Genomic DNA, 25735 nt, shown 5'->3' with positions numbered 1-25735 from the left:
GGGTGACTGGCCGCCAGCTGAACAGCTCAGCGGTCGGCCGCGCGGCTGAACCTGGCGCCCCAGTCCGCCATCAGCTCGACCAGCTCGGGCGGCCCGAGGACGCGGAACTCGGCGCCGGCCACGCCGAGCGCCAGCGCCGGCCAGTCCAGCGATTCGGTGCTCAGCCGGACCAGGCACCGCCCCTTGCCGGCCTCCTCCACCGTGCTCCACTGCCCGATCCGCTCCCGGACGACCGCCGCCGGGGCCTCCACCAGCGCCTCCACCTCGTACGACCGGGAGAAGCCGGCCAGGCCCGCGCGGACGAACTCGGCGGCGTCGGCGGCGGGCAGCTCGCGCGGCCCGAACCGGTCGCCGCAGCCCCGCGGCGCGCTCAGCCGGTCCAGCCGGAAGGTGCGCCAGCCCTGCCGGGTGAGGTCGTACGCCACCAGGTACCAGCGGCGGTCGAGGCAGACCAGCCGGTGCGGCTCGACGTGCCGTTCGGTGCCCCGGCCGTCGGCGGTGGTGTAGTCGAAGCGGAGCCGTTCGACGTCCCGGCAGGCCAGCGCCACCACCGTCAGGCCGTCCGGGTCGACGCCCGCGGCGGCCGGGCGGCCCCAATCGACCGGCACGGTCATCGCGCGCAGCGCGTCGACCCGGCGGCGCAGCCGGGCCGGCATCACCTGCACCACCTTGGCCAGCACCCGGACCGAGGCCTCGGCGACGCCGTCCACCGGACTCTCCGCGGCCCCTTGGAGACCCACCACCAGCGCGACCGCCTCCTCGTCGTCGATGACCAGCGGCGGCAGCGCGGCGCCCGCCGCGAGCTGGTAGCCGCCGTCGACGCCGCGCTGCGCCTCGACCGGATAGCCGAGTTCGCGCAGCCGGTCGACGTCCCGGCGCAGGGTGCGGGCCGAGACGCCGAGCCGCTCGGCCAGTTCACCGCCCGGCCAGTACCGGTGGGTCTGGAGCAGGGAGAGCAGTCGCAGCGTCCGGTTGCTGGTGTTCGCCATGCCGTCGATTCTCTCCCGGCTCCGTGAATTCAGGACAGGAAGTGGCCGCAATGCTTCCTAGAGTGGTGGTTGTCCGACGGAGCAGGAACCACAGTAACCAGACGGAAGGCCTCACCATGACCGCATCCCAGACCGCCAACGCCGCCACCACCATCGACACTGCCGCCACCGCCGCCCTGACCGGGGAGCGCGCCGACCTGCTGACGGCCCTGGCCAAGCAGCGGCACTTCCTGCGGTTCACCACCCGCGACCTCACCGACGAGCAGGCCGGCCTGCGGACCACCGCCAGCGCGCTGTGCCTGGGCGGCCTGATCAAGCACGTGACCTCGGTCGAGCGGGTCTGGGCGCGGTTCATCGTCGAGGGCCCGTCGGCGTTCCCCGACTTCATGAACTGGACCGAGGCCGACCTCGCCGCCCGGGCCGACGAGTTCCGCCTGCTGCCCGGCGAGACCCTGGCGGGTGTGCTGGCCGCGTACGCCGAGGTGGCCGCCCGCACCGACGAACTGGTCGCCACCCTGCCGGACCTGGGCGCGACCCAGCCGCTGCCGAAGGCCCCGTGGTTCGAGCCGGGCGCCGAGTACTCGGCCCGCCGGGTGCTGATGCACCTCGTCGCCGAGACCGCCCAGCACGCGGGCCACGCCGACATCATCCGCGAGTCGCTGGACGGCGCGAAGTCCATGGGCTGAGCCGTCCGCCCCGGGGGCTACCGGGCGTAGCGGGCCAGGAAGAGGTCCACACCGGAGGCGGCGATCCGGGCGAGCGCGGCCTCGTCCGGGCGGTCCCGCGGCTCGAAGGTGCCGATCAGCTGCGGCACCCCGACGGTGGTGGCGACGAGTTGCTGGGCCGCGAGCGCCGGGTCGTCGACGGCGAGCACCCCGCGGGCGTCGAGTTCGGTGAGGGCCTCGACCAGCGGCCGGTTGTTCAGGTCGTAGCTGACCTGGTACCAGAGCCGGCCGAGCTGGGGGAAGCGGTCGAGCTCGCCGATCACCAGCCGGCGCAGGGCCATGATGTCGGGCCGCAGCGCGATCCGGGCCAGGTCGACGGTGAGGGCGATCAGCGCGGCCCGGAGGTCGGCGGCGGTGGCGGGCGCGGCGTCGAGCGGCCTCAGGTCGGCGTAGGCCTTCGGCAGGATGCCGCCGACGACGGCCAGGAAGAGGCGCTCCTTGCTGCCGAAGTGCTTGTAGATGGTGGCCTTGGAGACGCCCGAGCGGCTGGTGATGGCGTCCATCGCGGCCGCCGCGTAGCCCTCGCGCAGGAACTCGGCCGCCGCCGCCTCGATGATGGCCTGCCGCTTGCGCAGGGCGGCGTCGGACGGGTCCGGGATGATCGGGAAGCCGCGCTCGTCCACCGGGGCGAGGGGGTCGTCGGCCATGGCGGGGGCTCCTTCGGTCGCGGGCGGGGGCAGTCGAGGGCGGGGGGCAGTCACGGGCGGGGGGCAGTCGCGCGCCCCGGGTGGGAGGGGCGGCGGCAGCGCCGAGTATACGGACTGAACCGTTCAGTCTGCCCCGGTCAGGCCGGCAGCCGACCCATCAGCCCGCGGCTGAAGTCCAGCTGGGCCTGGCGCAGTTCCTCGACGGTGTTCATCACGAACGGGCCGCTGCGGGCGACGCGCTCGCCGATCGGCTCCCCAGCCAGCACCAGCACCTCGGCCGGCCCGTCCGGCGCCTCGACCGCGAACCGCTCGCCGTCCTGGGCGAACACGGCGAGGTGACCGTCCGCCAGCGCGGCGCCCCCGACCGCGGCCGCCCCGGACAGGACGTACGCGGCGGCGTTGTGGTGGCCGGGGACGGTGAACTCGACCCGGCCGCCCGCCGCCAGCCGGGCGTGCACCACCAGCACCGGGACGTGGGTGTCGAACGGCCCGGTCACCCCGTGGGTGCTGCCCGCGATCACCTTCAGCTCGCCGCCGTCCGCCGCCGCGACGACCGGGATCCGCGCCGCCGCGGCGTTCTGGGTGCGGGGCGGGGTCGCCTTGAGCCGGGCCGGGAGGTTGACCCAGATCTGGAGGTTGTGCTGACGGCCGCCCGAGGCCAGGAACTCCGGTGTGGGCAGGGCCGAGTGGACGATGCCGCGCCCGGCGGTGAGCCACTGGACCGCCCCCGGCGGGACGACGCCCCGGTGGCCCTCGGAGTCCGCGTACTCGATGTCGCCGTCCATGACGTAGGCGATGGTCTCGAAGCCCCGGTGCGGGTGCGGCGGCGCACCCTTGGCCGCACCGGGGGCGAGCTCGACCGGCCCGACCTGGTCGACCATCAGGAACGGGTCCAGGAAGGGCAGGTCGGGACCGGGGAAGGGGCGGCGGACGGGGAAGCCCTCGCCCTCGTAGGTGTGGACGGGCTCGACGATCTGGGCGATGGACCGCAGCGCGGCGGTGGTGGCGTTCATGGGATCCATGAAACTAAACAGATCGGTTCAGTGTCAAGACTGAACAGTTCAGTTTTTCGCCCTTGCCGGACAGGCCCCGACGCTCAGGGCAGCGTGACGAACGGCGCCAGGAACGCCCGGGCGACGGGCGTGTCGAGCCGGTAGGTCACATTGGTGGCGTAGCAGGGCCCGTCGCCCGTGATGGTCGTCGCCACCAGCAGGAAGCGGCCGCCGACGGTGGCGAAGTTGGGCCCGCCGGAGTCCCCGTAGCAGGCGCCGCCGTTGCCCTGCCGGGCGGTCATCGCCAGCCGGATCCAGGGCGCGTTGAGCGCGTCGAAGCCGACCGGCGCCTTCATCCGCACGCCGCCGCCCGGGTGGGTGAGCCCGCCGGGGCCGCGCTGCGCCTCCTGGGTGCCGTAGCCGGCGGTGACGAACGCCGTCGCGTTGAGCCCCTGCGGCCCGAGCGCGCCGAGCTGGTTCTCGGTGGGCAGGACGGCCGGGGCGAAGGTCCAGCGCGCGGCGACGGCCGCCGCCGGGAGCTGGATGACGGCGATGTCGTGCGGGTCGGCGGCCGGGCCGGGGTAGCCGGGGTCCTGGTGGGCCGCGCCCTCGACGGCGACCGCGGCGGCGACGGCGGCCGGGTCCCCGGGGTGCGCGGCCCGGGCCGCGTCGAGGCCGGACTGCACGTCCTGGTCGAGCGAGACGTAGAAGCGGGCGCCGGCCGGCCAGTCGCTGGTGCAGTGCGCGGCGGTGAGGAAGGTGTCGCGGTCGACCATCGTGCCCGAGCACATCCAGTCCACCCGGTCCGGGGTGGCGGGGTTCGCGTCGTCGTCCCATTGCACCACCAGCGCCCCGACCTCGGTGCGTTCCGGCGCGGGGGTCGCGTTGTACGAGTTGATCGCCGCGGCGGGCGTGGTCGCGGCCACGAGCAGCCCGGCGGCCGCCGAGACCGCCGCGAGGGCGCCTCCGGCCCGTCTGAGGGCGGCGGGAATGCTGCTGATCGGCATGGGGATTCGAAGCTCCTTCCGGCGCCGCCGGGTGGTCCGGCGGCGGTACTGCGCACCGGCCGCAGGTGAACTCCCTGACGTCACCCGCTGGTTGGCCCGGAACACGCCGGTGGCTCGGCCGGACCGCCGCCGCACACGACCGGCCCGGCCGGGCCGGTCGACGGACTAGTAGACGCTCACGTGGTACGCGGCGAGGGCCTCGTTGGCCGGCTGGAAGAAGGTCGTCCCGCCGGTGCGGCAGTCGCCGCTGCCGCCGGAGGTGATGCCCAGCGCCTTGGTCCCGTCGTACAACGGACCGCCCGAATCGCCGGGCTCGGCACAGACGTTGGTCTGGATCATGCCGCGGACGGTGCCGCCGCCGGAGTAGCGCACGGTGGCGTTGAGCCCGGTGACGGTGCCGCCGTGGGTGCCGCTGGTCGAGCCGGTGCGCTTGACCGACTCCCCGACGTAGGCGTCCGGCGCGGAGGAGAAGCCGCCGCTGTGGCTCAGCCCGCTGTTGTCGTAGCGGACGAGGGCGTAGTCGTTGCCCGGGAAGCTGGAGTTGACGGTCGCGCCGATCAGCGTGCTCTGGCTGGAGTTGGTGTACCAGGTGTTGGCGACGTTCCCGCAGTGGCCGGCGGTGAGGAAGTAGTAGGTGCTGCCGCTCACCACGTTGAAGCCGAGCGAACAGCGGTACCCGCCACCGTAGATGGCGTCGCCCGCGGCCAGCAGCGGGGTGAGCTTGCCGGAGGTGCGCTGGATCCGTAGGGACGCGGTGTTCGCCCCGGCGGCGTGCCGCAGCTTGGCGATCGCGGCCGGGGAGACGGTGCTGTCGGCGGTCAGCACGACCCGGCCGGCGGCGGCGTCGGTGTACCAGGCGATGCCGTCGACGTCGGTGTTCAGCACGGCCTCGCTGACGGTGGCCAGTTGGGCCGCGCCGAAGGACGGGGCGGGGGCGGCGACGGCGCTCGGCGCGGCGACCGCGGTGGCGGAGAGCAGGCCGACGGCCACGGCGAGCAGACGGGTGCGTCTCACGATGCCGGTGTGGGGGGTGGTGCGCTGGATCCTCACTGATCTCCTCCAAGGAGTGAGAGGCCCCTGAGGGTTGGGGGCCGTGAGGCGCAGTCAGGCGGTACGCGGACGCGCGCCGGCGCTCGTGGGGAACGACGGTGGGTGATCTGCCCCTGACAGGCGCTGACGGAGAGTATGGGCACCGCCGCAGGACGGCACAAGGCTTCGGACAACGCTTCGGAAAAGGCTCCGGCGAGGGCCGGGCAAAGGCCTGGACCAGCCCCGGAGCCGGCGGCCACCGCCGCGGACTGAACCAATCGCCCGGTTCGCCGCGTTCCTCCTGGTACAGCCGTTCGTCCGTCAGCCCCGGTCACAGGAGGCACCACATGGCCAACCCGCCCCGGCACCGCCGGACATCGGGCCCGCTCCCGACACCCCGCCACCGCACCGGGCGGAGCCGCCCGTGACGCTGCTCGCGAGGTCCCGGAGGTGGCGGGGCGGGCCCGGCGCGCTCGCCCTGGCGGTGGTCGCCGCGCTGACCGCGGGCCTGCTCTGGTGGCAGCCGTGGCACCCCGACCGCACCGACCGCGCCAGGCCGCTGGAGTTCACCACGGCCACCGGCGGCTCACCGCGCTTCGGCACCGGTGAGCGCCTGTTCCGGTACAAGGTGCGGGTGGAGGACGGCCTGCGGCGCAGCCCCGAGCAGTTCGCCGCCGAGGTCGACGCCGTCCTCGGCAACGTGCAGCGCGGCTGGGCGGCCGGCGGCACCTGGTCCTTCCAGCGCCAGTCGGCCGACCCGGTGGACTTCACCGTCTACCTGGCCACCCCGGAGACCACCGACCGGATCTGCGGCCAGTACGGCCTGGACACCGGCGGCGCGGTGAACTGCGGCGCGGGCCACCAGGTCGTCCTCAACGTGAAGCGCTGGGACGAGCTGTCCGAGTTCTACGCCGGCAGGCCCGAGCTCTACCACGCCCTCGCCGTCAACCACGAGGTCGGCCACGTCCTCGGGAACGGCCACGTCGACTGCCCCTCGGCGGGCGCCCCGGCGCCGGTGATGATGCAGCAGATCAAGGGCCTGCACGGCTGCGTCCCGAACGGCTGGCCCTACTCCGAGACCGGCACCCTGCTCACCGGCCCGCCCCTCCCGGCCCCGTCGGCCTCCTCGACTGCCCCCTGATCCCGGAGTGCTCTGTAGCAAGATCGTGACGGCCTGGTCCCACGATGCTCGATGTCGCGGTCATACGGTACGTTGATCCGCCGTCAGCAGCAGTTGATCACTCAACAGCCGCTGCGGTTCCGAGCGCCGAACGGTTCTCGGCGTACCACCTGTCACTCGGGGGAATACCAACCATGCGTTCTCTGCGCACCATCGTCGTCGCCGGCGTCCTCTCGTCGCTCGCCCTGGCCGCCACCGCCTGCGGGCCCGGCAACGACGACAAGTCCACGACCACGACCACGACCGCTCCCACGGCCGCGACCGCTGCGCCCACGTCCGTCGGCACGGGCACCGCCGCCCCCGCCGGGAAGGCCCTCACCCAGGACCAGCTCGTCAAGGCCCTGCTCACCCCGAAGGACCTCGACGCCGACGACAAGCGGTCGACCACCGGCCCGGCCGCCGGCGCGAAGCACAAGCGCACCGCCGACAAGCCCGCGTGCCAGCCGCTGCTCGACCTCGTCGACACCGCCGACGCGGCCACCCCGCCGCCCGCCTCCGCGCTCGGCTTCTACCAGGGTTCCAACGGGCGCGAGTACACCGCCATCCAGCTCAGCCAGTTCGCCGCCGGCCAGGCGGCGAAGGCCATGGCTTCCGCCGAGTCCGCGCTCGGATCCTGCTCGGCCTTCAACGCCACCAGCCCTGGCCAGCCCACGGTCAAGATCAGCTTCAGCAAGGCCACCTACCAGGCGGTGGGCGACGCCACCCTGGCCTTCAACGAGAAGGTCAGCGCCGACAACTGCGACAACGCCCCGTGCGAGTCCCTCGGCTACGTCGCCGTCCGCACCGGGGACGTCGTGACCGTGATCGGCGACTCGGCCCTCGCCGACCCCGGCCAGCCCGAGCAGGCCACCGTCAAGAAGCAGCTCGACAAGCTCCGCGCCGCCGCCAAGTAGCCCTGACACTCCGGGTCTTGGCCTCGCCCCGCCGGATCTGATCCGGCGGGGCGAAGTGCTCTTGACCTACGACCACTGACCGGCATCGGAACCACTCGTCCCGTCCCGCGGCCCGGTGAGCGCGGCGATCCCGGCGAGGTCGACGTCGTCGCCACGGACCTCGGCGAGCCAGTCGTCGTGGACGTACTCGAACGCGTACGTCTCGGTGTCGAGCACCCCGATGCTGCCGGCCGTGATCCGCTGCTCCGGGTTGACCGGCTCCGGCTGCCACCGGTCCAGCTTGGGGTCGACCAGCTGGGCGAGCGCGTGCGACTCCGTCCGGCCGTAATGGCGCGGTCCGTTCGCGTGGTGGTAGTGGCCGCCGACGTGCAGGCGCGGCTGGAGGTGCTCGATCAGCCGGGACAGCCGCGCCGAACCCTGGACGTCCCCCCGCCTGCTGCGGGACATGCCGTGCGGGCCGTCGTGGGTGACGAGCACGTCGACACTGCCGGGCTCGGCGGCGAGCAGGCGCGCGTACGCGGCCTCGTCGAAGTCCATCTTCCCCGGCGCCTCGATCAGCCCGAGGAACGCCGTCCGCGCCCCGGCGACCTCGGTCACGTGACCGCACACCACGTGGTGGAACGCGCCGAGCGGATCCACCGGCACCACCTCGGCGCCCGCCGCGTCGTGCAGCGACCCGAGCCACTCGTGGTCCTCGTGGTTGCCGCTCAGGAAGAGGACCTGCGGCAGCTGCTCCAGCGCGGCGCGCACGCCGGCCCCGACCTGCGGTGACGGGTCCAGCAGCCGGAAGAAGTCCCCCTGCGCCGGGTTGTCCGCGTGGAACCGCCGGCTCGACCCGTCGAACCGGTCGGCGGAGGGGAAGGCTCCCAGGTCCCCGACCTGGACGACGGCGTCCAGCCGCAGCCGTCGGCGCGCCTGCACCATCAGCACCGCGCCCAGCGCGTGCAGGACACGGCCGTGCACATCGCCGACAAAGGCGATCTTCATCGCTCGTTATTCCGTTCTCGAGACAGCGTGATTCGTGCCTCGGACGGTCGTGCGGCGCAACGATGAGATGAAGCCAACCGGTCCCTGCCCGGTTGCCCACGACCCAGCGCTCCGCCGTCCTGTCGACCGACCCGAGCCACGGGTAAGTATCGGAACCGGGATGAACGGCCGTCAAGCCGCGCAGGCCGTCGCCCGTGCGTCACCGGTCAGCCGCCGCTCCGCCGCCGTTATGTCGCCCGGTCGGAGCAGACCGGCCTGCGGATGGCCCGGCCGCGCCGGAAGGTGGGGGTGCCGGGGCGCGCCCGGTTCCGTGCCCCGCGGCGTCGGCGGGGGCCGGCGTGGCCGCACCCGCGAACCGGAGTGGAGCACGATGACCGAGCAGCACGACCCCCGTCGACTGGGGTGGGCGCACACCCTGGCCCGCCTCGCGCTCCTCGCCGCGGCCGGGGCGGCCACCGTGCTGCTGCTGCTGATCGGCAAGGGCGGGGTGCTGCTGGTGATCGGGGGCCTGCTCGGGCTGGCGCTGACGGCCGCGGGGACCTGGTGGTCGCTGGCGCACCGCGGGGTGCACCGCTGGATCGGCGCGCTGGTGGTGGTACTCGCGCTGGCCGGGGTGGTCGCCGGGTACGCGAACGCCGGGATCTGGCTGCCCGCGCTCGGCGCGGTGGCACTGTGGGCGGTGGCACTGGCGCTCGCGCGGGCCGGGCTGCGCGAGGCCCGCCCGCGCCACCGGATGCGCACCTACCCGGCGGCCAGGCCGCGCCGGGCCGTCCTGATCATGAACCCGCGGTCCGGCGGGGGCAAGGTCGAACGGTTCGACCTGGTCGCACGGGCCCGTCGGCTCGGCGCCGAGGTGATCCTGCTGGACACCACCCGGCAGACGGACGTCGGCGCGCTGGCCCGTCGGGCGGTGGCCGAGGGGGCGGACCTGCTCGGCGTCGCCGGCGGCGACGGCACCCAGGCGCTGGTGGCCGCGGTCGCGGCGGAACACGCCCTGCCGTTCCTGGTGATCTCGGCGGGAACCCGCAACCACTTCGCGATGGACCTCGGGCTCGACCGCGACGACCCCTCCCGCTGCCTGGACGCGCTGACGGACGGCGAGGAGCTCCGGGTCGACCTCGGTACGGTCTCCGGCCGCCCCTTCGTCAACACCGTCTCCTTCGGCGCGTACGCGGAGATCGTCCAGAGCCCCGAGTACCGGGACGCCAAGCTCGGCACCGCGCTGGAGGCGCTGCCGGACCTGCTGCTCGCCAACCCCGACCGGCGCCTGCTCGCCCGGGCCGACCAGGCCCGCCTCGACGGCCAGCAGGCGCTGCTGGTCAGCAACAACGCCTACTCCGGGGCGGATCCGCTCACCGCCGGACGGCGCGAGCGCCTGGACGCCGGGGTGCTCGGCGTCCTCGGCATCCGGGTGGACGGCCCCGCGCAGGCCGCCGAGATCGCCCTGCTCGGCGCCCGCGCCCCGGGGCTGCGGAAGCTGACGGCCCGCGAGGTGGTCGTCACCGGGACGGCCGACGACGGCGCGGACATCGCGGTGGCTGTCGACGGCGAGGCGCTGCGCCTGCCGCCCCCGGTGATCTGCGCGATCCGGCCGGGGGCCCTGCGGGTCCTGGTGCCGGTGCACCGGCCGGGCGCCCCGCGGACCAGCGGGCCGCTCGACTGGCGGAGCCTCGGCGCCCTCGCGCTGGGCCGGCCGTTGCCGGAGGCCGCCGCGGCACCGGGGGGTTCCGATGAGGCACCGGGGGGTTCCGACCCGGCAGCGGGAGGTTCCGATGCACGCTGAGGACCCCGGCCGCGGCACACCGTCGCTGCTGCGCGAGCTCACCTCGATCGACCAGGTGGTCTACGCCGCCATCGCCACCACCGACACCCCGCTGCTGGACGGGCGCCTGCGGCGGCTCTCCCGCGCAGCCGACCACTCGAAGATCTCGCTGACCCTCGCCGCGCTGCTGGCGCTGCGGCCCGGCCGCACCCGGCGGGCGGCGCTCAGCGGCGTGGCCGCGCTCGGCCTCGCCTCGGCGACGGCCAACCTGCTGGGCAAGCAGCTCGTCCGCCGCCCGCGGCCGGACCGGGAGGCCGCCAAGGTCCTGGCGACCCGTTTCGTGCCGATGCCGGCCTCGGCCTCGTTCCCCTCCGGGCACACCGCCTCCGCCGTCGCCTTCGCGACGGCGGCCGGGGCCGTGCTGCCGGAGGCCGCCCTGCCGCTCGGGCTGCTCGCCGCCACGGTGGGCTACTCCCGCGTCCACACCGGCGTGCACTTCCCCGGCGACGTGGCGGCCGGTGCCGTCCTCGGCGGCGCCTGCGCGGCCGCCGTGACCTGGGCCCGCGGCCGTTACGGCGGCTGACCTTGCTGCTGGGTGAACTCACCGGATCAGCAGGGGAGTTGCTGCGCCCGTCCCGGGATGGCACGGAAATCGCCGAAGCCGCACGGGAGTTCGGGCCGATCCCACGGCACGAGGTGTGCCGCCCACGCCCCCGCCCCGGCGCGGGCGCCCCGACGCACCCCTCCGCTCCCCGTCCGTACCCGACACACCCCCGCGTGCTACCGACGCCCCAGCGTTCATCCGATTTACATTTGACGGATCGTCACATCTCCCACGCCCGCCCGTGCGGCCGCCCCGCGCCGCCCCCGTCGATCGGTGCAGCATGCGACGCATCCCCTCCTGGCCCCGGTTCCTCCGTCTCGGTCTCGGCGGCTGCCTGCTGGCGGCCGCCGCCGTCCCCGGCGCCGGCAGCGCCGTCGCCGACGGCGGCGCCCCGACCGCCCCGGTCACCCCCACCGCCACCGCCCCCGCCACCACCGGCCCCGCCACCACCGCCACGCCCACACCCACACCCACCGCCTCCCCCACCGCCTCCCGCCCGAAGACCGCGACACCCCTGGAGCAGCGGGTCGAGACCCTGCTCGGTCAGCTCACCACGGCCGAGAAGGCCCGGCTGCTGCAAGGCGTCACCGCGCCCAACGACGTGAACTCGGTGGGCTACGTCGAGGGCGTGCCGAGGCTGGGGATCCCGCCGCTGCTGCTCTCCGACGGCCCGGCCGGCGTCCGGGACGGGCAGCCGGCCACCGCGCTGCCCGCGCCGGTGTCGCTCGCCGCCGCCTTCGACCCGGGTCTGGCCACCACCTTCGGAAGCGTGCTGGGCCGCGAGGCACGGGCCCGCGGCTACCAGGTGCTGTACGCGCCGATGGTCAACCTCGTCCGCGTCCCGCAGGGCGGGCGCAACTTCGAGACCTTCGGCGAGGACCCGTACCTGGCCGGGCGGATCGCGGCCGGCGAGGTGCGCGGCATCCAGTCCCAGGGCGTCGCGGCGCAGGTCAAGCACTACGCGGCGAACAACCAGGAGGACGACCGGCAGTCGTACAGCTCCGAGGTCGACGAGCGGACCCTGACCGAGCTGGAGCTGCCCGCCTTCCGGGCGGCCGTCCGCGAGGCCCGGGCCTGGTCGGCGATGTGCGGCTACAACCCGGTCAACGGCATCTGGGCGTGCGAGAACTTCCCGCTGCTGCGGGACGTGCTGAAGGGCCGCTGGGGCTTCGACGGGGCGGTCGGCTCCGACTACCCGGCCACCCACTCCTCGGTGAACGCCGCGACCGCCGGCCTGGACCAGGAGTTCGGCGGCTCGACCTACTTCACCGACCTGCCCGCCGCCGTGGCCGACGGCCGGCTCGCCCCGGCCGTGCTGGACGACCAGGCGCGACGGGTGCTGCGGCTGATGGTCCGCACCGGCGCCCTGGACGGCGGCCAGCCGCCCGCCTCCGACCCGGCCGCCGGCGCCCACGACGCCCGGAGGATCGCCGCCGCCGGCACGGTCCTGCTGCGCAACGAGCGGGCCGCACTGCCGCTGGACGCCGCCCGGCTGAAGTCGATCGCGGTGATCGGCCCCTGGGCCGACCGGGCGTACACCGGCGGCTACGGCTCCTCGCACGTCGCCCCCTACGCCGCCCACACCGTGACGCCCCGCCAGGGCCTCGCCGCCCGGGCCGGCACCGGGGTGGACGTGCGCTACCACCCGGGCGACGACGCGGACGCCGCGGCCTCGGTGGCCGCCGGGGCCGACGTCGCGGTGGTGGTGGTCGGTGACGAGGAGACCGAGGGCGCCGACCGCCGCACACTGGACCTCGCCCCGGCCGACGACGCGCTGATCCGCGCCGTCGCCCGCGCCAACCCGCGCACGGTGGTGGTGCTGAACACCGGCGGCCCGGTCACCATGCCGTGGCTGGACGCGGTGCCGGCGGTCGTCGAGGCCTGGTACCCGGGCGAGCAGAGCGGCACCGCGCTCGCCGACGTGCTGTTCGGCGACGCCGACCCGGCCGGCCGGCTCCCCGTCACCTTCCCGACCTCGGCGGCCGCCACGCCGATCCGCGACCAGGCCCAGTACCCCGGCACGGACGGCGCCTACCACTACACCGAGCGGCTCGGCGTCGGGTACCGCTGGTACGACGCGAGCGGCACCGCGCCGCTGTTCCCGTTCGGCCACGGCCTCTCGTACACCGACTTCGGCTACGCCGGCCTCACCGTCACCGGCCCGGACGCCGCCGGCCGGGTGCGGGTCGGCTTCGAGCTCACCAACCGGGGCAGCCGCACCGGCACCGAGGTGCCGCAGCTGTACGTCGCCTTCCCCGCCGCCGCCGGGGAGCCGCCGCAGCAGCTCAAGGCCTTCGACAAGGTGACCCTGCCACCCGGCCGTTCGGCACACCTGGAGCTGACGCTCGACCGCTCCGCCTTCGCCACCTGGGACCAGGGCACGCACGGCTGGCAGGTGCCCGGCGGGCAGTACGGCCTGACGGTCGGCTCCTCGTCGCGCACGCCGAGGCTGGGCGGCTCGGTGGAGGTGCCGTACTCGGCGCCCGTCTCCGCCTGGTCCGGGCGGATCACCGGCGCCGACGGCTCCTGCCTGGACGCGGACGCCGCCGCCGCGGACGGCAACGAGGCGGTCCGGCTGGCCGCCTGCGCGGGTACCGCGGCCCAGGACCTCACCGTCGGCTCGGACGGCACCGTCCGCGTCCTCGACGGCTGCCTGCGCCCGGCCGGCCCCTCCGACGGCTCGGCGGTCCGGCTCCGGGACTGCACCGGGGCCGGCGACCAGGTGTGGCGGCTGCGCGCGGACTCCTCGTTGCACCACCCCGACTCCGGCCGCTGCCTGGCCGCCGCCGACGGCCGGCTGCTGCTGCGGGACTGCTCGGGGGCGGCCGCCCAACGCTGGCTCACCCCGCGCCCGAGCGGCCCGGTGACCGGCCTCGCCGGGCAGTGCGTGGACGTCAAGTGGGCCGCCACCGTCAACGGCACCGCCGTCCAGCTCTACCACTGCAACGCCACCGGCGCGCAGGACTGGACCGTCCAGCAGGACGGGTCGCTGCACGCCTACGGCAAGTGCCTGGACGTCACCAACGGCTGGACCGCCGCCGGGACCAGCGCCCAGCTCTACGACTGCAACGGCACCGGCGCCCAGCACTGGCAGCCGCGCTCGGACGGCACCCTGCTCAACCCGGCCTCCGGGCGCTGCCTGGACGCCCGGAACGGCAGCAGCGACGACCTCACCCGGTTGCAGATCTGGGACTGCCACGGCGGCCCCAACCAGCGCTGGACCCTGCCCGCCTGAGACCCGGACCCGGCCCGGCGGTCCGCGGCCGTGGGGGACCCACGGACCGCCGGCGTCCGAAGTGTGCCGACCGGGCGGGCGCGGACCCGTCGGCACGGCGGGAGCCGACCACGATCGGGGACGGACCGGCCCAGCCCCGGCCCACCGGCCGTCCCCTCCGGGCGGAGCCTCCCCATGACGCCCCGCACCGCACCGCCGACCCGCCAGAGCGGCGGCCCGCGGTCGTTCCCACACCCAGGAGACCCGCCCCGGCGGCCCGGATAACAGATTTTCCGCACCCCGACCTTCCGCACCCGGCCGGTCCCGTTCTCCCCCGCCCCGCGGCCCCCGGCTGCCCCCGCTTGACTTGGATAGTGATGCTATCTATTCTCTGGATAGTCGAACTATCCAAGGGGGAGCAATGACCACCACGTTCACCGTGATCGAAGCCGGACACACCTACGAGATCGACGCGGAGCTGGTCGACGGCCGGCTCGTCGCGCCGGCCGACCGGCCGCTGCTGGGCTGGGAGCCCCGGTCGTACGGCTGGTGCAAGGACGACGCCTGCCTGCCGAACTTCCGCGCCGCCGAGGCCACCACCGACGGGGGCGTGGACGTCCTCCGGTTCGCGGAGCTGACCGGCCGGGTCGCCGTCCTCGACCCGGCCGAGCGCGCACTGGCGCTCGCCCACGCCGACACCGGGCTCTCGGCCGAGGCCACCGCCCCCGACTTCACCCTCGACGGCACCACGCTCTCCGCCTACCGCGGCCGCAAGGTGGCGCTGGTCTTCTGGGCCTCCTGGTGCGGCTGCCGCTACGACCTGCCCGCCTGGCAGGAGCGCCACGCCGCGCTGGAGGCCGACGGCCTCACCGTCATCAGCATCGCCGCCGACCGCACCGCCGAGGACGCCCGCCCCTGGATCGAGGAGGCCGGGGTCACCCACCCCGCGCTGATCGACGTGGACGGCGAGGTCGCCGAGCTCTACAACGTGATCAACGTCCCGACCGTCGTCTGGATCGACGAGGACGGCCGGATCGCCCGCCCCCAGGACACCCAGACCGCCACCGACCTCTTCCGCTCGATGAACGGCCTCGACTCCGAGGCCTCCGGGCAGGCGCTGCGCCGCTGGGTGCTCGACGGCGAGGCCGGCGGCGGCGCCGAGCAGGTCGCCGAGCACCTGCGGGTGCCGACCCCCGCCGAGCAGCGGGCCCGCGCCCACGCCCGGCTCGCGGTCTGGCTGGCCCGCGCCGGGCGGCCGGAAGCCGCCCGGCGCCACCTCGCGACCGCCGGCGAGCTCGCCCCGCACGACCTCGCCATCCGCCGCGGGCTGCTGCCGGTCACCGGCGAGGACCCGTTCGGCGACGCCTTCTTCGCCATCCGGGGCGAGCTCGTCGAGGCGGGCGTCCCGATCTACCGGCCGCTGGAGTTCTGAGCCCCCGGGCTCAGTGGGCGGCGAGCGGGTAGTGGTCGGAGAGGTCGGAGTAGGTGTAGCTCCTGCCCCAACTGCTCACCGTCCAGGGTGCGCTGTGCACCCGCAGGACCTGGTTGGTGTACTGCTGCGGGCGGGCGTGGTCGGCGCGGTAGAGGACGTAGTCCAGGTCCTCCTTGGTCTCGCCCGGGTAGCGGTAGGCGGCGATCGAGTTGTCCGCCGTGTCGAAGGAGTACGGCCAGCCGGTGCGGGCGGAGGCCGGGGCGAGGTTGCCGTTGTCGAGCAGCGCCTGGTACTCGGAGCCGTGCGAGTCGATGTTCAGGTCGCCGGCCAGGACGATCGGCTCGGCGGCCGGGATGCGCTTGGCGTCCAGGAAGTCCCGCATCGCGGTGAGCTGCCTGGCCCGGATGTCCGCCGCCTGGCCGCTGGAGCACCCCGAGTCGGTGGACTGGAGGTGGGTGCCGACCACGTGGGTGCGCCGGCCGTCGACGTTCAGCACCGCGTAGACGAAGCCCTTGTTGGACCACCAGTCGGAGCCGCAGGCGTCCTTGTAGACGTACTGCTCCTTGTGCAGGATCGGCCACTTGCTGAGCAGCGTGACGCCGCCGTCCTCGGGGGTGGTGGAGCTGTAGCTGCCGGAGGTGGCGTCCCAGCCGCTGGTGGACCGGCCTACCACCGGCGTGTGGTACGGGTAGGCCGCCGAGGCCTTGGCCGTCAGCGCGTCCGAGGCCGCGTTGTCGAAGGCCTCCTCCAGGACCACCACGTCGTGGCCCTGGAAGAAGTCCGCCGACGCGATCGCCTGCGCGCGGTACTGCTGGCCCCAGTTGGGGTAGAGCGTGGTGCTCATCAGGAAGACGTTGTAGGTCAGGACGTCGAGCGCGGGGGCGGTGGTCGGCGCGGTCTCGGCGGCGGCCGGGGCGGTCCCGAGCGCGGCGAGCACGGTGGCGGCGGCACCGGCGGCGAGGGCGCGGCGGACGGACGGCAGGGGCATCGAGGCTCCGTGGGGCGGGTGTGTCGTGGACCCGTCGGGTCGCGGGATGTTGTGCATCCAACTTCGCCGGGCGCACGGGTTTCAAGACATCTGACGAGCAATCGGTGAACTCGTCCGAAACAGCACTACCGATCGGTAGTGATCGGTAGTGGACGAAGGTGACGGGTCGTCGCCGCGACGAGGTCACCCCCCGGCTTCCCGCGGTCCGGGGGCGGCGTCAGACTGTCCTGTCTCGAGCGCGCGCGAGCACCGCGAGCGGGCGAGCACGCGAGAAGACGGGACCGAACGGGGGCGACATGGCGCGGAGCCGGACGAAGAAGCGGAAGAGACCGCTGGCCGAGGGGGTGGTCCGGCCCCCGAAGCCCGTGCGGCGCAGGCGCCCCGGGAAGGACCGCCCGCCCTCCCCGCGCACCGTCCGCCGGGCGGCGCTGCTGACCGGGCTGCTCGTCCCGGTGCTGATGACGGGGCTGCTGGCGATCGCCACCAACCCGGACTACGCCGTGCTCTGCACGGTCCTCGCCCTGCTGGTGTTCATCGCCGGGCTCGGCGGGCTGATGGTCGTCCGGGTCAGCGGCTGGGTGCTCTGGCCGGGCGTCCTGCTGGGGGTCGTGCTGCTGGGCGTCACGACGGCCGGCCTGCGCGCCGAGCTGATCGCCCATCGCGGCGTGGAGACCGAGGTGATCATCACCTCGGCGCACCGCGCGACGGACCGCAGCGGCCGGGTGAGCTGGACCTGCGGCATCCGCCGGGCCGACGGCCACCCGCTGCCGCACGCCTCGTACGGCGGCTCGGGCTGCTCCTCGACGGCCGGCATCGGCACCCGCACGACCGTCCTGGTCGACCCGGCGGGCTGGGCCCCGCCGGCCGCGACGGACGAGGACCTCCCCTTCCTCGGCGGCGGCCTCGTCGTCACGGCCGGCGCGGGCGTCCTCTGGGCCCTGCTCACCCTGGGCGCCGCCCGCCGCACCCTGCGCGACCACGGCCGGGACCGGCGCCGGGACCAGGGGCGGGACCAGCGCCGCGACCACGGATAATCCTCCTCGGACCGGGGACGCCCCCGGCCGCGCTCGTGCTCATGCTCGTGGTCGTGCTCGTGGAGGAACGGACGATGAACGCTCTGCCCGTCGGAGAGAACCTGGACTGGCAGCAGTTGCTGGAGGCAGCGGAGGCCGCCGCCCGGGCCACCGCCGGGCAGGGCCGGGTCGCCGACTACATCCCGGCGCTCGCCGAGGCCGATCCGGAGGCCTTCGGCATGGCCGTGGCGACGGTCGACGGCGAGCTGTACGGTGTCGGCGACTGGGAACGACCGTTCTCCATCCAGAGCGTTTCGAAACTGTTCACCCTCGCCCTCGCCCTGGCCCACGGCGGCGACACCGTCTGGCGCGGCGTCGGCCGCGAGCCGTCCGGCAACCCGTTCAACTCGCTGGTCCAGCTGGAGACCGAACACGGCATCCCGCGCAACCCCTTCATCAACGCGGGCGCGCTCGTCGTCACCGACCGCCTGCAGAGCCTGACCGGCGACGCCGCCGGAGCCGTCCGCGCCTTCCTCCGCCGCGAATCCGGCAACCCCGGCCTCGACACCGACCCCGCCGTGGCCGCCTCCGAAGCCGCCCACGGCCACCGCAACGCCGCGCTGGCCCACTTCATCGCCAGCCACGGCAACCTGGAGAACCCGGTCGAGACCGTCCTCGACCACTACTACGCCCACTGCGCCATCGCCGCGAGCTGCCGCGACCTCGTGCTCGCCGGCTCCTTCCTCGCCCGCTACGGCCTGCGCACCGACGGCACCCGGATGATGACCCGCAGCGAGGCCAAGCGGGTCAACGCCGTCCTCCTCACCTGCGGCACCTACGACGCGGCCGGCGAGTTCGCCTTCCGGGTCGGGCTGCCCGGCAAGAGCGGCGTCGGCGGCGGCGTCCTCGCCATACTCCCCGGCCGCGCCGCCGTCTGCGCCTGGGGCCCCCGCCTCGACCAGGCCGGCAACTCCGTCGCCGCCGTCACCGCCCTCGACACCCTCACCACCCTCTCCGGCCTCTCGGTCTTCTGACCGGAGGAACGGGCCCCGGACGGGCTCGCTCCGATGGCCTTCCGGGGCTCCGGCGCCGGGACGACCACCATCAAGTCGTCGGCGACACTGGCCCCGTACGGGGTGAACACCCAGGACAACAGACCGGTGGCGACGATCGTGCGGTTCGCCCACGGCGGCCGGACTGACCCGCGCACCGGCCCGGACCCACGCGGGCCACCGCCCTCGGGCGGTGGCCCGCTGTCGTACGGTGACCCGCCGTCGTGCGCTCGCGGCCGTGCGCTCGCCGTCGCGGCCGCCGGCTCAACTCCGGCTCTGGCCGTGGGCCTCCACCGCGAGGTCCTGCCAGTCCGCCCAGGTCTTCAGCCGGTCGGTGTAGACCTGCTGGAGCATCTGGTGGCCCTGGTTGCCGAAGAACACCCGCAGCGGCGGGTTCTCGGCGTCGACGAGCTTGAGCAGCGCCCGGCCCGCCGCGGCCGGGTCGCCGAGGTCGAGCGTGCTCGCGTACGCGGCGAAGGCCTCGCGGACACCGTCGTAGTGCGGCGCGGCCTCGGCCCGGACGGCGGAGGCGACCGCGTCGGTGGCGTAGCCGCCGGGCTCGACCAGGGTCACCTTGATGCCGAAACCGGCCACCTCCTGGGCCAACGACTCGCTCAGGCCCTCCAGGGCCCACTTGGAGGCGCAGTACCCGCCGCCGAGCGGGAAGGCCGAGACGCCGGCGACCGAGGAGATCTGCACGATGTGCCCGCCGCCCTGCTCGTGCAGGTGCGGCAGCGCGGCCTGGACCACCCAGACCGCGCCGAACAGGTTGGTCTCCAGCTGGTCGCGCAGCTCCTGCTCGGTCAACTCCTCGACGGCGCCGGACAGGCCGTAACCCGCGTTGTTGACGACGACGTCGAGCCGACCGAAGTGCTCCTTGGCCCGCCGTACGCTCGTGTGCACGGCGGCCCGGTCGGTCACGTCCAGCTCCAGTGGGAGCACCGCGGCGCCGTGGGCGGCGACCAGCCCGGCGAGGCTCCCGGCGTTGCGGGCGGTCGCGGCCACCCGGTCGCCACGGGACAGGGCGGCCTCGACGAAGCTGCGGCCCAGGCCGCGGGACGAACCGGTGACGAACCAGACCTTGCTCATGGGGTCCCTCTTCCGTTCTCTCGGTGTCGACGGATGTGCCCATAGGACGCGACGGCCCGGCGTGTTGTGACACGCCCCCGCAACGCGGGTGGCAGGGCCTCAGCCGGCGGCCGGGCCCCGGCGGCGGGCGGCGCTGCGGTACGCCGCGAGCTTGGCCAGCGTGAACACCACCGCGGCCGCGCAGCCCACCGCGGCCCAGGCGGGCAGGAACACCGAGGCCGGGACCAGGCCCGCCAGGCTGAGCACCAGGCAGGGCAGGTACCAGCCCAGGACGGCGCGCAGGCCGTCGCCGTAGCGCAGCGAGATCGCGGCGTTGGCCGTGTAGAAGGCGAGGACGCCGCCGCACAGGGCCCACCGGGAGCCGGGCGGCAGGACGTGGTCGGGCTCGGCGACCGCGGTGCCCAGCGCGGCGGCGATCATCGTGATGCCGGAGACCAGGACGAACGGCAGGTACATCACGGTGTCCCTGATGGCCCGGCCGGACCCGCCGGCCTGGGCCCGGGTGAGCCCACGGGCGGCCTCCGCCGTGCCCCAGACGAAGAAGACCATGGCGAGCTCGGCGACCACCACGAACGCCAACAGCGCCGCGACGCCGGACGGCCGGGTGAAGTGGTCGGCCAGGGTGACGACGACGGTGAAGACGCTCTCGCCGAGCACGATGACCACGAACAGCCCGATCCGTTCGACCAGGTGCTCGACGGACAGGGCGGCGTAGAAGGCGTCGCTCATCCCCGCGCGGATCACCAGGAGCACCACCTCCAGGGCCATCGCCACGGCCCAGAGCACGAACCGCCCGGGGGCCGGGACGGCGGCGGAGACCGCCCAGAGCACGGCGGGCAGCAGGCAGTAGAGCACCGGCCGCCAGAGCGGAAGCGAGTTCCCCGGCTGCCGGGCCCGTTCGAACCAGATCGCGAAGAACCCCAGCCGCACCCACGCCGCCCCGAGCGCGTAGGCCCAGGCCCGCTCGCCCAGGCCGCTCGGCGCGGCGGCGGCCATCAGCCCGAGCGCGGGCATCGTGCCCAGCAGCAGGGCCTGGCCGCGCGGGCGGTCCGAGCCGAAGACGTTGATGGTCACTGTCAGGTTGGCCCAGGCCCACCAGGCCGGGAAGAACAGCACCAGGAACGTGCCGAACTCCCCGGCGCCCGGGTCGCCGTGCAGGCCGTGGGCCAGCACGCTCACGGTGACCACGAAGACCAGGTCGAAGAAGAGCTCGAACCAGCCGGCCCGCTGTTCCTGCGGCGCCTCCTGCTCCGGTGCCTCCTCGTACGCCTGCATCCGACCACTGTGCCCGCCCGGCTCGGAGCGTGCGGCCGCGGCGCGCCGGGCCCGGGGGCGGCACGCTGGCGTCAGTGCCGGCGGCCGGGTGGCGGGGCGCCCTGGAGGGCCTGGTGGAGGGACGGTCCGAAGGCCCGGACGATTTCATCAACCGACATCGATGCCACCGGCTCCGCCCGCACCAGGTAGCGCGCGACGATCAGTCCGCCCATCTGCGCGACGAACACGGCGGCGCGGCGGCGGGCCTGGGCGCCGCCGATCCTCGCGGCCAACCGGTCGATCATCTCCTTCTCCGCCACCTCCTTGAACAGGGCGGCGTGCCCGTCGTCCTGGACCAGGTTGCGCAGCATGGCGAGCAGTGCCGGCCCGTTCTCCGGGTTGTCCCAGGCGGCCAGCAGGTTGCGCAGGGCGCGCTGCGGCAGGGTGGCCAGGTCGCCTTCCAGGGAGGCGGCGAGGACCTCGGTCGGGTTGACCTTGAGCGCCATCGCGGCGCCGAACAGGCCCTTCTTCGAGCCGAAGAAGTAGCTGATCAGGGCGAGGTCGACGTCCGCTTCGGCGGCGACCGAGCGCAGGGTCACGGCGTGGTACCCCTCGGCCAGGAAGCGGCGCCGGGCGACGTCGAGGATGGCGGCGCGGGTGTCCGGGCTGCCGGGGCGGCGGCCGCGGCGCGGAGATTTATTCATCACCGTTGAAATGCTAGCGGCGGCGGGGCCAGCCTGGCCGGGTCGAACCACCGAGCCACCGATCCACCGATCCACCCGGGGAGGCCGAGTACCGTGCACGCCGTCCAACCACCCGCCCAGCGGCCCGTCCAGCCGTTCGTCCAGCCCGACCAGCCGTCCGTCGAGCCCGCCGCCACCCTCGCCGCGGACGGTGGCCGGGCGCCGACCGCCGTCCGGCACAACCTGGTCCTCGCGGTCACCTGCCTGGCGCTGGGTGCCGTGGTCGCCGCGATGTCCTCGCTGAACGTGGCGCTGCCGTCGATCGCCCGGGAGACCCGTGCGAGCCAGACCCAGCTCTCCTGGATCATCGACGCGTACAGCCTGGTCTTCGCCGCGCTGCTGCTGCCGGCGGGCGCGCTGGGCGACCGGTTCGGGCGCCGCCGCGCGCTGATCGTCGGGCTCGCCGTGTTCGGCTGCGGTTCGGCCGGGGCCCTGCTCACCACGTCCCCGGCGATGCTGATCGCGGTGCGGGTCCTGCTGGGCGCGGGGGCGGCGCTGGTCATGCCGGCCACCCTGTCCACCATCACCGGCACCTTCCCGCGCGAGCGGCGGGCGAGCGCGGTCAGCGTCTGGGCGGCGGTCGCGGGTGCCAGTGCCGTGGTCGGGCTGCTGGTCTCGGGCTCGCTGCTCCAGGAGTGGACCTGGCGTTCGGTGTTCCTGCTGAACGTGGGGCTGGCGGCGGTCGCGCTGCTCGGCGCCCTGCTGTTCGTCCCCGAGTCGGCCGAGTCGGAGCACCCGCCGCTCGACCGGGTCGGCGCGCTGCTGGTGGTCGCCGGCCTGGGCGCGCTGGTCTACAGCATCATCGAGGCGCCGCAGCACGGTTGGGGCAGCCCGGTCACGCTCGCCGGGATCGGGCTGGGCCTGCTCGTCCTGGCCGGCTTCACGGCCTGGGAGCTGACGCGGCGCCACCCTCTGCTGGATCCGCGACTGTTCCGCAACCGCCACTTCGCCGCCGGCTCGCTCTCCATCACCTTGCAGTCCTTCGCCTTCTTCGGCTTCCTCTTCATGGTCATGCAGTACCTCCAACTGGTGCGCGGGGACAGCGCGTTGGTCGCCGCCGTGAGCCTGCTGCCGATGGCCGCGGGGATGGTGCCCGGCTCCCGGCTCAGCCCGCTGCTGACCGCCCGGCTGGGCGCCCGCCGCCCGTGGCTGCTCGGCCTGGTCCTGGCCGGCACCGGGCTGGCGTTCTTCTCCCGCCTGGACGCCGACAGTTCGTACGGCCTGGTCGCCGGCACCCTGGTGCTGCTGGGCGCGGGCCTGGGCCTGGCGATGACGCCGGCCACCACCGCCATCACCGACGCCCTGCCGCCGGCCCTCCAGACCGTCGCCTCGGCGGTCAACGACCTCGCCCGCGAACTCGGCGGCGCCCTCGGCATCGCCGTCCTCGGCAGTGTCCTCACCGCCTCCTACCGCGACCACCTCCAGCTGCCCGGCCTGCCCGAGCACGCCGCCCGGGCCGCCCGCTCCTCGCTGGGCGCGGCCACCGCCATGGGCGGCCCGGCCGTGGAGCACGCCCGCGCGGCCTTCGTCCTCGGCATGCACGACGCCCTCCTCGTCGGCTCCGCCGCCGCCCTGCTCGCCGCCGTGGCCGTGGCCGTCCTGCTCCGCCGCCCCCGCTGAAGCCGACACCTGAACCGACACCTGAACCGACACCTGAAGTCGACACCCCCACCGGGGCCCGGCCGTCCATTCCGACGGCCGGGCTTCGACGTTCCTCCGGGAAACCCGGGGCGGTTCTTCCCGATCGATTGATCCGGCGTCACATTTTCTCCACCGAAGCGCGATCCGCTTGCTGATAACGCGTCTCACAACAGATCACAAAACATAACGTTTGCATCACGTCGTGTGCGATTGGATTGCGTGGGCGATCCGGTCGCGGTTCGGCGCCGATGACCAATTCTCGTGGCCTGACGCCTATCTGACGCATCGACAATTCATCCGGGCCGACTGGTTGAAAGGGTTACATCTTCGCAACGGGATAACGACCGTTCAGTGATCCACGGCACCTCTGGCAGGATTCCGGCCACTCGATCCACCAGAGGAAAGAGATGTGGTCACGCCTGTTCACGGAACGGCGGGCAACGGGCGCGGCGGGCCCGGGGCCCCTTTCCGGGCAGGCGCGTTCGGGAATTCCCGGACTCCCAAGCACTCGGATCAAGGAGCACCATTGCACCGACTCCGTAAGTCCCGCCGCAGGAAGGTCCTGCTGACCGCGAGCGCCGCGGCGCTCTCCGGCGGTCTGCTGTTCGGCCTCGGCGCCTTCGCCCAGGCCGGCCTGGTCAACGGCACCGTGATCGCGGGCAACGGCCGGTACAGCACCATCAACCACCGTGCCCAGCCGTCCCTTTCGGCCCAGACCAGCGGCTCGTCCCGGATCGGCGAGAAGGTCGCGATGTCCTGCCGGACCACCGGCGACACCGTGGAGAACAACAACCGCTGGATCTACTCCGGTTCGTTCTACATCGCCGACGCCTTCATCCAGGAGAACACCAACAGCCTGCCGGTCTGCGGCTCGAAGCCCGACCCGGCCCCCACCAACACATCGGCGAACAGCCGGACCCTCAACATCGCCATGCAGAAGCAGGTCAAGACCCAGTGGTGCTGGGACGCCTCGGGCCTGACCATCGCCAACTACTGGGGGCGCACCGGCATCAGCCAGGACGACTTCTGCCGCCTCGCGGCCCAGGGCAGCTGGGTGGACTGCAACAACCAGCCCGCGACACTGGAGGACATGGCCAACGGGCTGGCCCGGCTGGGGCTGAGCACCAGCGGCCGCAGCCTGTACCGCAACGCCTCGTTCGGGGAGTCCACCACGGAGATCGCCGCGGGCCGGCCGTTCGGCGTCCGGATCGGCTGGCGCAGCGGTGGGGGCCACATGAACGTGGTCTACGGCTACGACGGCGCCAGCAACATGATCGCCGTCGGCGACCCGTGGCCCAGCACCCAGACCTACACGTGGTGGAACTTCGACACCTACGTGAACAACAACTCGTTCCAGTGGACCCATTCCCGCATCGGCATCCACGGCTGAGGAGAGGACCGACCATGCAGATCACGCAGACCACGCAGACCCTGCGGCGCTCCGCCCGCCTGATCGTCCGAGCCGCCGTCGTCACCACGGCCACGCTCGCCGCGTCCCAGTGCGGAATCGTTTCGTCTCAGGCCGCCGACGGTGACGGCATCGCGGGCTACCAGTCCGCGCAGCAGGTGCTCCAGAGCAACCAGGTCCGGGACGCCGTCTCCCGCTTCCTGGTCGCGGCCCCGAAGGCCGGCCCGGGCAGCCCGGCCAGCCCGGCCAACCCCGCCGCGGCGGCGGCCGACGGTGGCGCCGTCGGCGCTCCCGGCAACCCGCCCACGGCGGTCGCCGCCCCGCCGAGGTTCGACCTCAAGGACCCGGTGCCGGTGTTCGAGCTCAGCGCCGACTTCGTCGCCGGCAAGGCGCAGACGAACCCGCAGGGCGCGCTGCGGCTCACCTACCTGGCCTCCCGGGTGACCGCCGCCGACGGCCACCAGGCCGCCGTCCTGCTCGCGCCGCAGGGCAACCCCGGCTCCTCCACGTCCCCCGACGGCTCCCGCAACGTCGGCGCCGAGGGCTGGCAGCTGGCCGGCATCCGGGACGGCGACACCGACCTCGCCCTGGCCGAACGCGGCACCCCGCAGGCCCGTACCTTCACCGAGCCGCAGATCCACGCCTGGTACCGGATCACCGCCGACGGCATGGTCGAGCCGCTCAACGAGGAGGCCAAGAGCGGCCTGGGCGGGCAGCGGAGCACCACCCTCGCCGCCTACCAGAAGCTGGTCGCCACCCGGTACGGCGACAAGCTGCCGGGCTCGGCCTACGACCGCAAGGGCCTGGCCGGCGGGTTCGGCGGCCTGACGGACGGTCCGGTCGACGGCGCGACGGCCGTCGCGGCGGACGGTGGGACGGCCGCCGCGGCGGAGCAGGTCGCCGTCGCCGCCGAGGCCCGGCCGGCCGGGCCCGACTGGCACCCGGCGGCCCTCGCCGGGCTCGCGGGGCTCGCCGCCGTCGGCGGCGTCACCGGGTACCGCCTCCGCCGGCGGGCGTCCGCCCCGCGCTGACCCCGCACGACCTGGCTGACCCCGCACCAGCCGGCCCGTCCGGACGGCCTGATCC

22 protein-coding genes are annotated in these 25735 nt (G+C 74.3%); 12 read left to right on the top strand and 10 right to left on the bottom strand.

Annotated elements, in window-relative coordinates:
* Positions 1–26 precede the first annotated feature (26 nt).
* Positions 27–989 (bottom strand): helix-turn-helix transcriptional regulator, encoded by a 963-nt coding sequence (locus ABTY15_RS19300; protein WP_350592191.1) that lies wholly within the window; start codon positions 987–989, stop codon positions 27–29.
* 116 nt (positions 990–1105) lie between these two features.
* Here ABTY15_RS19300 and ABTY15_RS19295 point away from each other — a divergent pair, with 116 nt between their 5' ends.
* Positions 1106–1675, top strand: coding sequence for a DinB family protein (locus tag ABTY15_RS19295; RefSeq protein ID WP_350592184.1), 570 nt, complete (start codon positions 1106–1108; stop codon positions 1673–1675).
* A 17-nt stretch (positions 1676–1692) separates the two neighbouring features.
* On the opposite strand, the gene ABTY15_RS19290 is transcribed toward ABTY15_RS19295, so the two are convergent.
* The 4 genes from ABTY15_RS19290 to ABTY15_RS19275 all read right to left on the bottom strand — a co-directional run bounded on the left by ABTY15_RS19290 (position 1693) and on the right by ABTY15_RS19275 (position 5410).
* The gene (locus tag ABTY15_RS19290) at positions 1693–2361 is read right to left on the bottom strand and encodes a TetR/AcrR family transcriptional regulator (protein WP_350592178.1); all 669 of its coding nucleotides are present in this window, start codon (positions 2359–2361) and stop codon (positions 1693–1695) included.
* Between the two features lie 137 nt (positions 2362–2498).
* Complete coding sequence (locus ABTY15_RS19285) at positions 2499–3374, bottom strand: pirin family protein (protein ID WP_350592172.1); 876 nt, start codon at positions 3372–3374, stop codon at positions 2499–2501.
* An 83-nt stretch (positions 3375–3457) separates the two neighbouring features.
* Entirely contained in the window at positions 3458–4360 is a 903-nt protein-coding gene (locus ABTY15_RS19280) for a trypsin-like serine protease (protein WP_350592168.1), read from the bottom strand.
* 165 nt (positions 4361–4525) lie between these two features.
* Positions 4526–5410 (bottom strand): S1 family peptidase, encoded by an 885-nt coding sequence (locus ABTY15_RS19275; protein ID WP_350592164.1) that lies wholly within the window; start codon positions 5408–5410, stop codon positions 4526–4528.
* Between the two features lie 403 nt (positions 5411–5813).
* On the opposite strand from ABTY15_RS19275, the gene ABTY15_RS19270 reads away from it, so the two are divergent.
* Positions 5814–6530: a DUF3152 domain-containing protein gene (locus ABTY15_RS19270; RefSeq protein ID WP_350592161.1), complete on the top strand. Its 717-nt coding sequence runs from the start codon at positions 5814–5816 to the stop codon at positions 6528–6530.
* 173 nt (positions 6531–6703) lie between these two features.
* Positions 6704–7462, top strand: coding sequence for a hypothetical protein (locus tag ABTY15_RS19265; protein ID WP_350592157.1), 759 nt, complete (start codon positions 6704–6706; stop codon positions 7460–7462).
* A gap of 66 nt (positions 7463–7528) precedes the next feature.
* On the opposite strand, the gene ABTY15_RS19260 is transcribed toward ABTY15_RS19265, so the two are convergent.
* Positions 7529–8449 (bottom strand): metallophosphoesterase family protein, encoded by a 921-nt coding sequence (locus tag ABTY15_RS19260; RefSeq protein WP_350592152.1) that lies wholly within the window; start codon positions 8447–8449, stop codon positions 7529–7531.
* A 370-nt stretch (positions 8450–8819) separates the two neighbouring features.
* On the opposite strand from ABTY15_RS19260, the gene ABTY15_RS19255 reads away from it, so the two are divergent.
* From ABTY15_RS19255 to ABTY15_RS19240, 4 genes are all read left to right on the top strand, one after another.
* Entirely contained in the window at positions 8820–10232 is a 1413-nt protein-coding gene (locus tag ABTY15_RS19255; protein ID WP_350592144.1) for a diacylglycerol/lipid kinase family protein, read from the top strand.
* Positions 10222–10794 carry a phosphatase PAP2 family protein gene (locus tag ABTY15_RS19250; protein WP_350592137.1) on the top strand — a complete coding sequence of 191 codons (573 nt, stop codon included), beginning with the start codon at positions 10222–10224 and terminating at the stop codon, positions 10792–10794. Before ABTY15_RS19255 ends, ABTY15_RS19250 begins: the two co-directional genes overlap by 11 nt.
* Positions 10795–11095: 301 nt before the next feature.
* The gene (locus ABTY15_RS19245) at positions 11096–14050 is read left to right on the top strand and encodes a glycoside hydrolase family 3 C-terminal domain-containing protein (RefSeq protein ID WP_350592128.1); all 2955 of its coding nucleotides are present in this window, start codon (positions 11096–11098) and stop codon (positions 14048–14050) included.
* Positions 14051–14450: 400 nt separating this feature from the next.
* Positions 14451–15461: a redoxin domain-containing protein gene (locus tag ABTY15_RS19240; RefSeq protein ID WP_350592122.1), complete on the top strand. Its 1011-nt coding sequence runs from the start codon at positions 14451–14453 to the stop codon at positions 15459–15461.
* Positions 15462–15471: 10 nt separating this feature from the next.
* Here ABTY15_RS19240 and sph read toward each other — a convergent pair whose 3' ends face one another.
* Positions 15472–16449, bottom strand: a complete 978-nt coding sequence (gene sph / locus ABTY15_RS19235; protein ID WP_350592118.1) for a sphingomyelin phosphodiesterase — start codon at positions 16447–16449, stop codon at positions 15472–15474.
* Between the two features lie 296 nt (positions 16450–16745).
* Between sph and ABTY15_RS19230 the strand changes: the two genes are divergently transcribed.
* Positions 16746–17483, top strand: a complete 738-nt coding sequence (locus ABTY15_RS19230; RefSeq protein ID WP_350592111.1) for a hypothetical protein — start codon at positions 16746–16748, stop codon at positions 17481–17483.
* 74 nt (positions 17484–17557) lie between these two features.
* The gene (locus tag ABTY15_RS19225) at positions 17558–18496 is read left to right on the top strand and encodes a glutaminase (protein WP_350592105.1); all 939 of its coding nucleotides are present in this window, start codon (positions 17558–17560) and stop codon (positions 18494–18496) included.
* Positions 18497–18778: 282 nt separating this feature from the next.
* On the opposite strand, the gene ABTY15_RS19220 is transcribed toward ABTY15_RS19225, so the two are convergent.
* From ABTY15_RS19220 to ABTY15_RS19210, 3 genes are all read right to left on the bottom strand, one after another.
* Positions 18779–19603, bottom strand: coding sequence for an SDR family NAD(P)-dependent oxidoreductase (locus tag ABTY15_RS19220; RefSeq protein WP_350592100.1), 825 nt, complete (start codon positions 19601–19603; stop codon positions 18779–18781).
* Between the two features lie 99 nt (positions 19604–19702).
* Positions 19703–20878 carry a low temperature requirement protein A gene (locus tag ABTY15_RS19215; RefSeq protein ID WP_350592093.1) on the bottom strand — a complete coding sequence of 392 codons (1176 nt, stop codon included), beginning with the start codon at positions 20876–20878 and terminating at the stop codon, positions 19703–19705.
* Between the two features lie 71 nt (positions 20879–20949).
* A complete protein-coding gene (locus ABTY15_RS19210; RefSeq protein ID WP_350592601.1) occupies positions 20950–21561 on the bottom strand; it encodes a TetR/AcrR family transcriptional regulator in 612 nt (203 codons plus the stop codon).
* A gap of 93 nt (positions 21562–21654) precedes the next feature.
* Here ABTY15_RS19210 and ABTY15_RS19205 point away from each other — a divergent pair, with 93 nt between their 5' ends.
* The 3 genes from ABTY15_RS19205 to ABTY15_RS19195 all read left to right on the top strand — a co-directional run bounded on the left by ABTY15_RS19205 (position 21655) and on the right by ABTY15_RS19195 (position 25680).
* Positions 21655–23220: an MFS transporter gene (locus tag ABTY15_RS19205; RefSeq protein WP_350592089.1), complete on the top strand. Its 1566-nt coding sequence runs from the start codon at positions 21655–21657 to the stop codon at positions 23218–23220.
* A 547-nt stretch (positions 23221–23767) separates the two neighbouring features.
* Complete coding sequence (locus ABTY15_RS19200) at positions 23768–24631, top strand: papain-like cysteine protease family protein (RefSeq protein WP_350592084.1); 864 nt, start codon at positions 23768–23770, stop codon at positions 24629–24631.
* A gap of 14 nt (positions 24632–24645) precedes the next feature.
* On the top strand, positions 24646–25680 hold the full coding sequence (locus ABTY15_RS19195) for a hypothetical protein (RefSeq protein WP_350592078.1): 1035 nt from the start codon (positions 24646–24648) through the stop codon (positions 25678–25680).
* The last annotated feature ends 55 nt before the right edge of the window (positions 25681–25735 follow it).

Source organism: Kitasatospora sp. NPDC097643 (assembly GCF_040302625.1).
GTDB lineage: Bacteria > Actinomycetota > Actinomycetes > Streptomycetales > Streptomycetaceae > Kitasatospora.
Note: the sequence above shows the minus strand (reverse complement) of the source record. Positions and strands in the feature narration are given on the sequence as shown.

What these genes read in the sequence shown, in the direction of transcription:
- ABTY15_RS19255 (WP_350592144.1), top strand. Translation starts at nt 8,820, where the DNA reads ATGACCGAGCAGCACGACCCCCGTCGACTGGGGTGGGCGCACACCCTG.
- ABTY15_RS19280 (WP_350592168.1), bottom strand. Translation starts at nt 4,360, where the DNA reads ATGCCGATCAGCAGCATTCCCGCCGCCCTCAGACGGGCCGGAGGCGCC.
- ABTY15_RS19240 (WP_350592122.1), top strand. Translation starts at nt 14,451, where the DNA reads ATGACCACCACGTTCACCGTGATCGAAGCCGGACACACCTACGAGATC.
- ABTY15_RS19210 (WP_350592601.1), bottom strand. Translation starts at nt 21,561, where the DNA reads ATGAATAAATCTCCGCGCCGCGGCCGCCGCCCCGGCAGCCCGGACACC.
- ABTY15_RS19195 (WP_350592078.1), top strand. Translation starts at nt 24,646, where the DNA reads ATGCAGATCACGCAGACCACGCAGACCCTGCGGCGCTCCGCCCGCCTG.
- ABTY15_RS19265 (WP_350592157.1), top strand. Translation starts at nt 6,704, where the DNA reads ATGCGTTCTCTGCGCACCATCGTCGTCGCCGGCGTCCTCTCGTCGCTC.
- ABTY15_RS19225 (WP_350592105.1), top strand. Translation starts at nt 17,558, where the DNA reads ATGAACGCTCTGCCCGTCGGAGAGAACCTGGACTGGCAGCAGTTGCTG.
- ABTY15_RS19300 (WP_350592191.1), bottom strand. Translation starts at nt 989, where the DNA reads ATGGCGAACACCAGCAACCGGACGCTGCGACTGCTCTCCCTGCTCCAG.
- ABTY15_RS19215 (WP_350592093.1), bottom strand. Translation starts at nt 20,878, where the DNA reads ATGCAGGCGTACGAGGAGGCACCGGAGCAGGAGGCGCCGCAGGAACAG.
- sph (WP_350592118.1), bottom strand. Translation starts at nt 16,449, where the DNA reads ATGCCCCTGCCGTCCGTCCGCCGCGCCCTCGCCGCCGGTGCCGCCGCC.
- ABTY15_RS19290 (WP_350592178.1), bottom strand. Translation starts at nt 2,361, where the DNA reads ATGGCCGACGACCCCCTCGCCCCGGTGGACGAGCGCGGCTTCCCGATC.
- ABTY15_RS19295 (WP_350592184.1), top strand. Translation starts at nt 1,106, where the DNA reads ATGACCGCATCCCAGACCGCCAACGCCGCCACCACCATCGACACTGCC.
- ABTY15_RS19260 (WP_350592152.1), bottom strand. Translation starts at nt 8,449, where the DNA reads ATGAAGATCGCCTTTGTCGGCGATGTGCACGGCCGTGTCCTGCACGCG.
- ABTY15_RS19220 (WP_350592100.1), bottom strand. Translation starts at nt 19,603, where the DNA reads ATGAGCAAGGTCTGGTTCGTCACCGGTTCGTCCCGCGGCCTGGGCCGC.
- ABTY15_RS19230 (WP_350592111.1), top strand. Translation starts at nt 16,746, where the DNA reads ATGGCGCGGAGCCGGACGAAGAAGCGGAAGAGACCGCTGGCCGAGGGG.
- ABTY15_RS19245 (WP_350592128.1), top strand. Translation starts at nt 11,096, where the DNA reads ATGCGACGCATCCCCTCCTGGCCCCGGTTCCTCCGTCTCGGTCTCGGC.
- ABTY15_RS19250 (WP_350592137.1), top strand. Translation starts at nt 10,222, where the DNA reads ATGCACGCTGAGGACCCCGGCCGCGGCACACCGTCGCTGCTGCGCGAG.
- ABTY15_RS19285 (WP_350592172.1), bottom strand. Translation starts at nt 3,374, where the DNA reads ATGAACGCCACCACCGCCGCGCTGCGGTCCATCGCCCAGATCGTCGAG.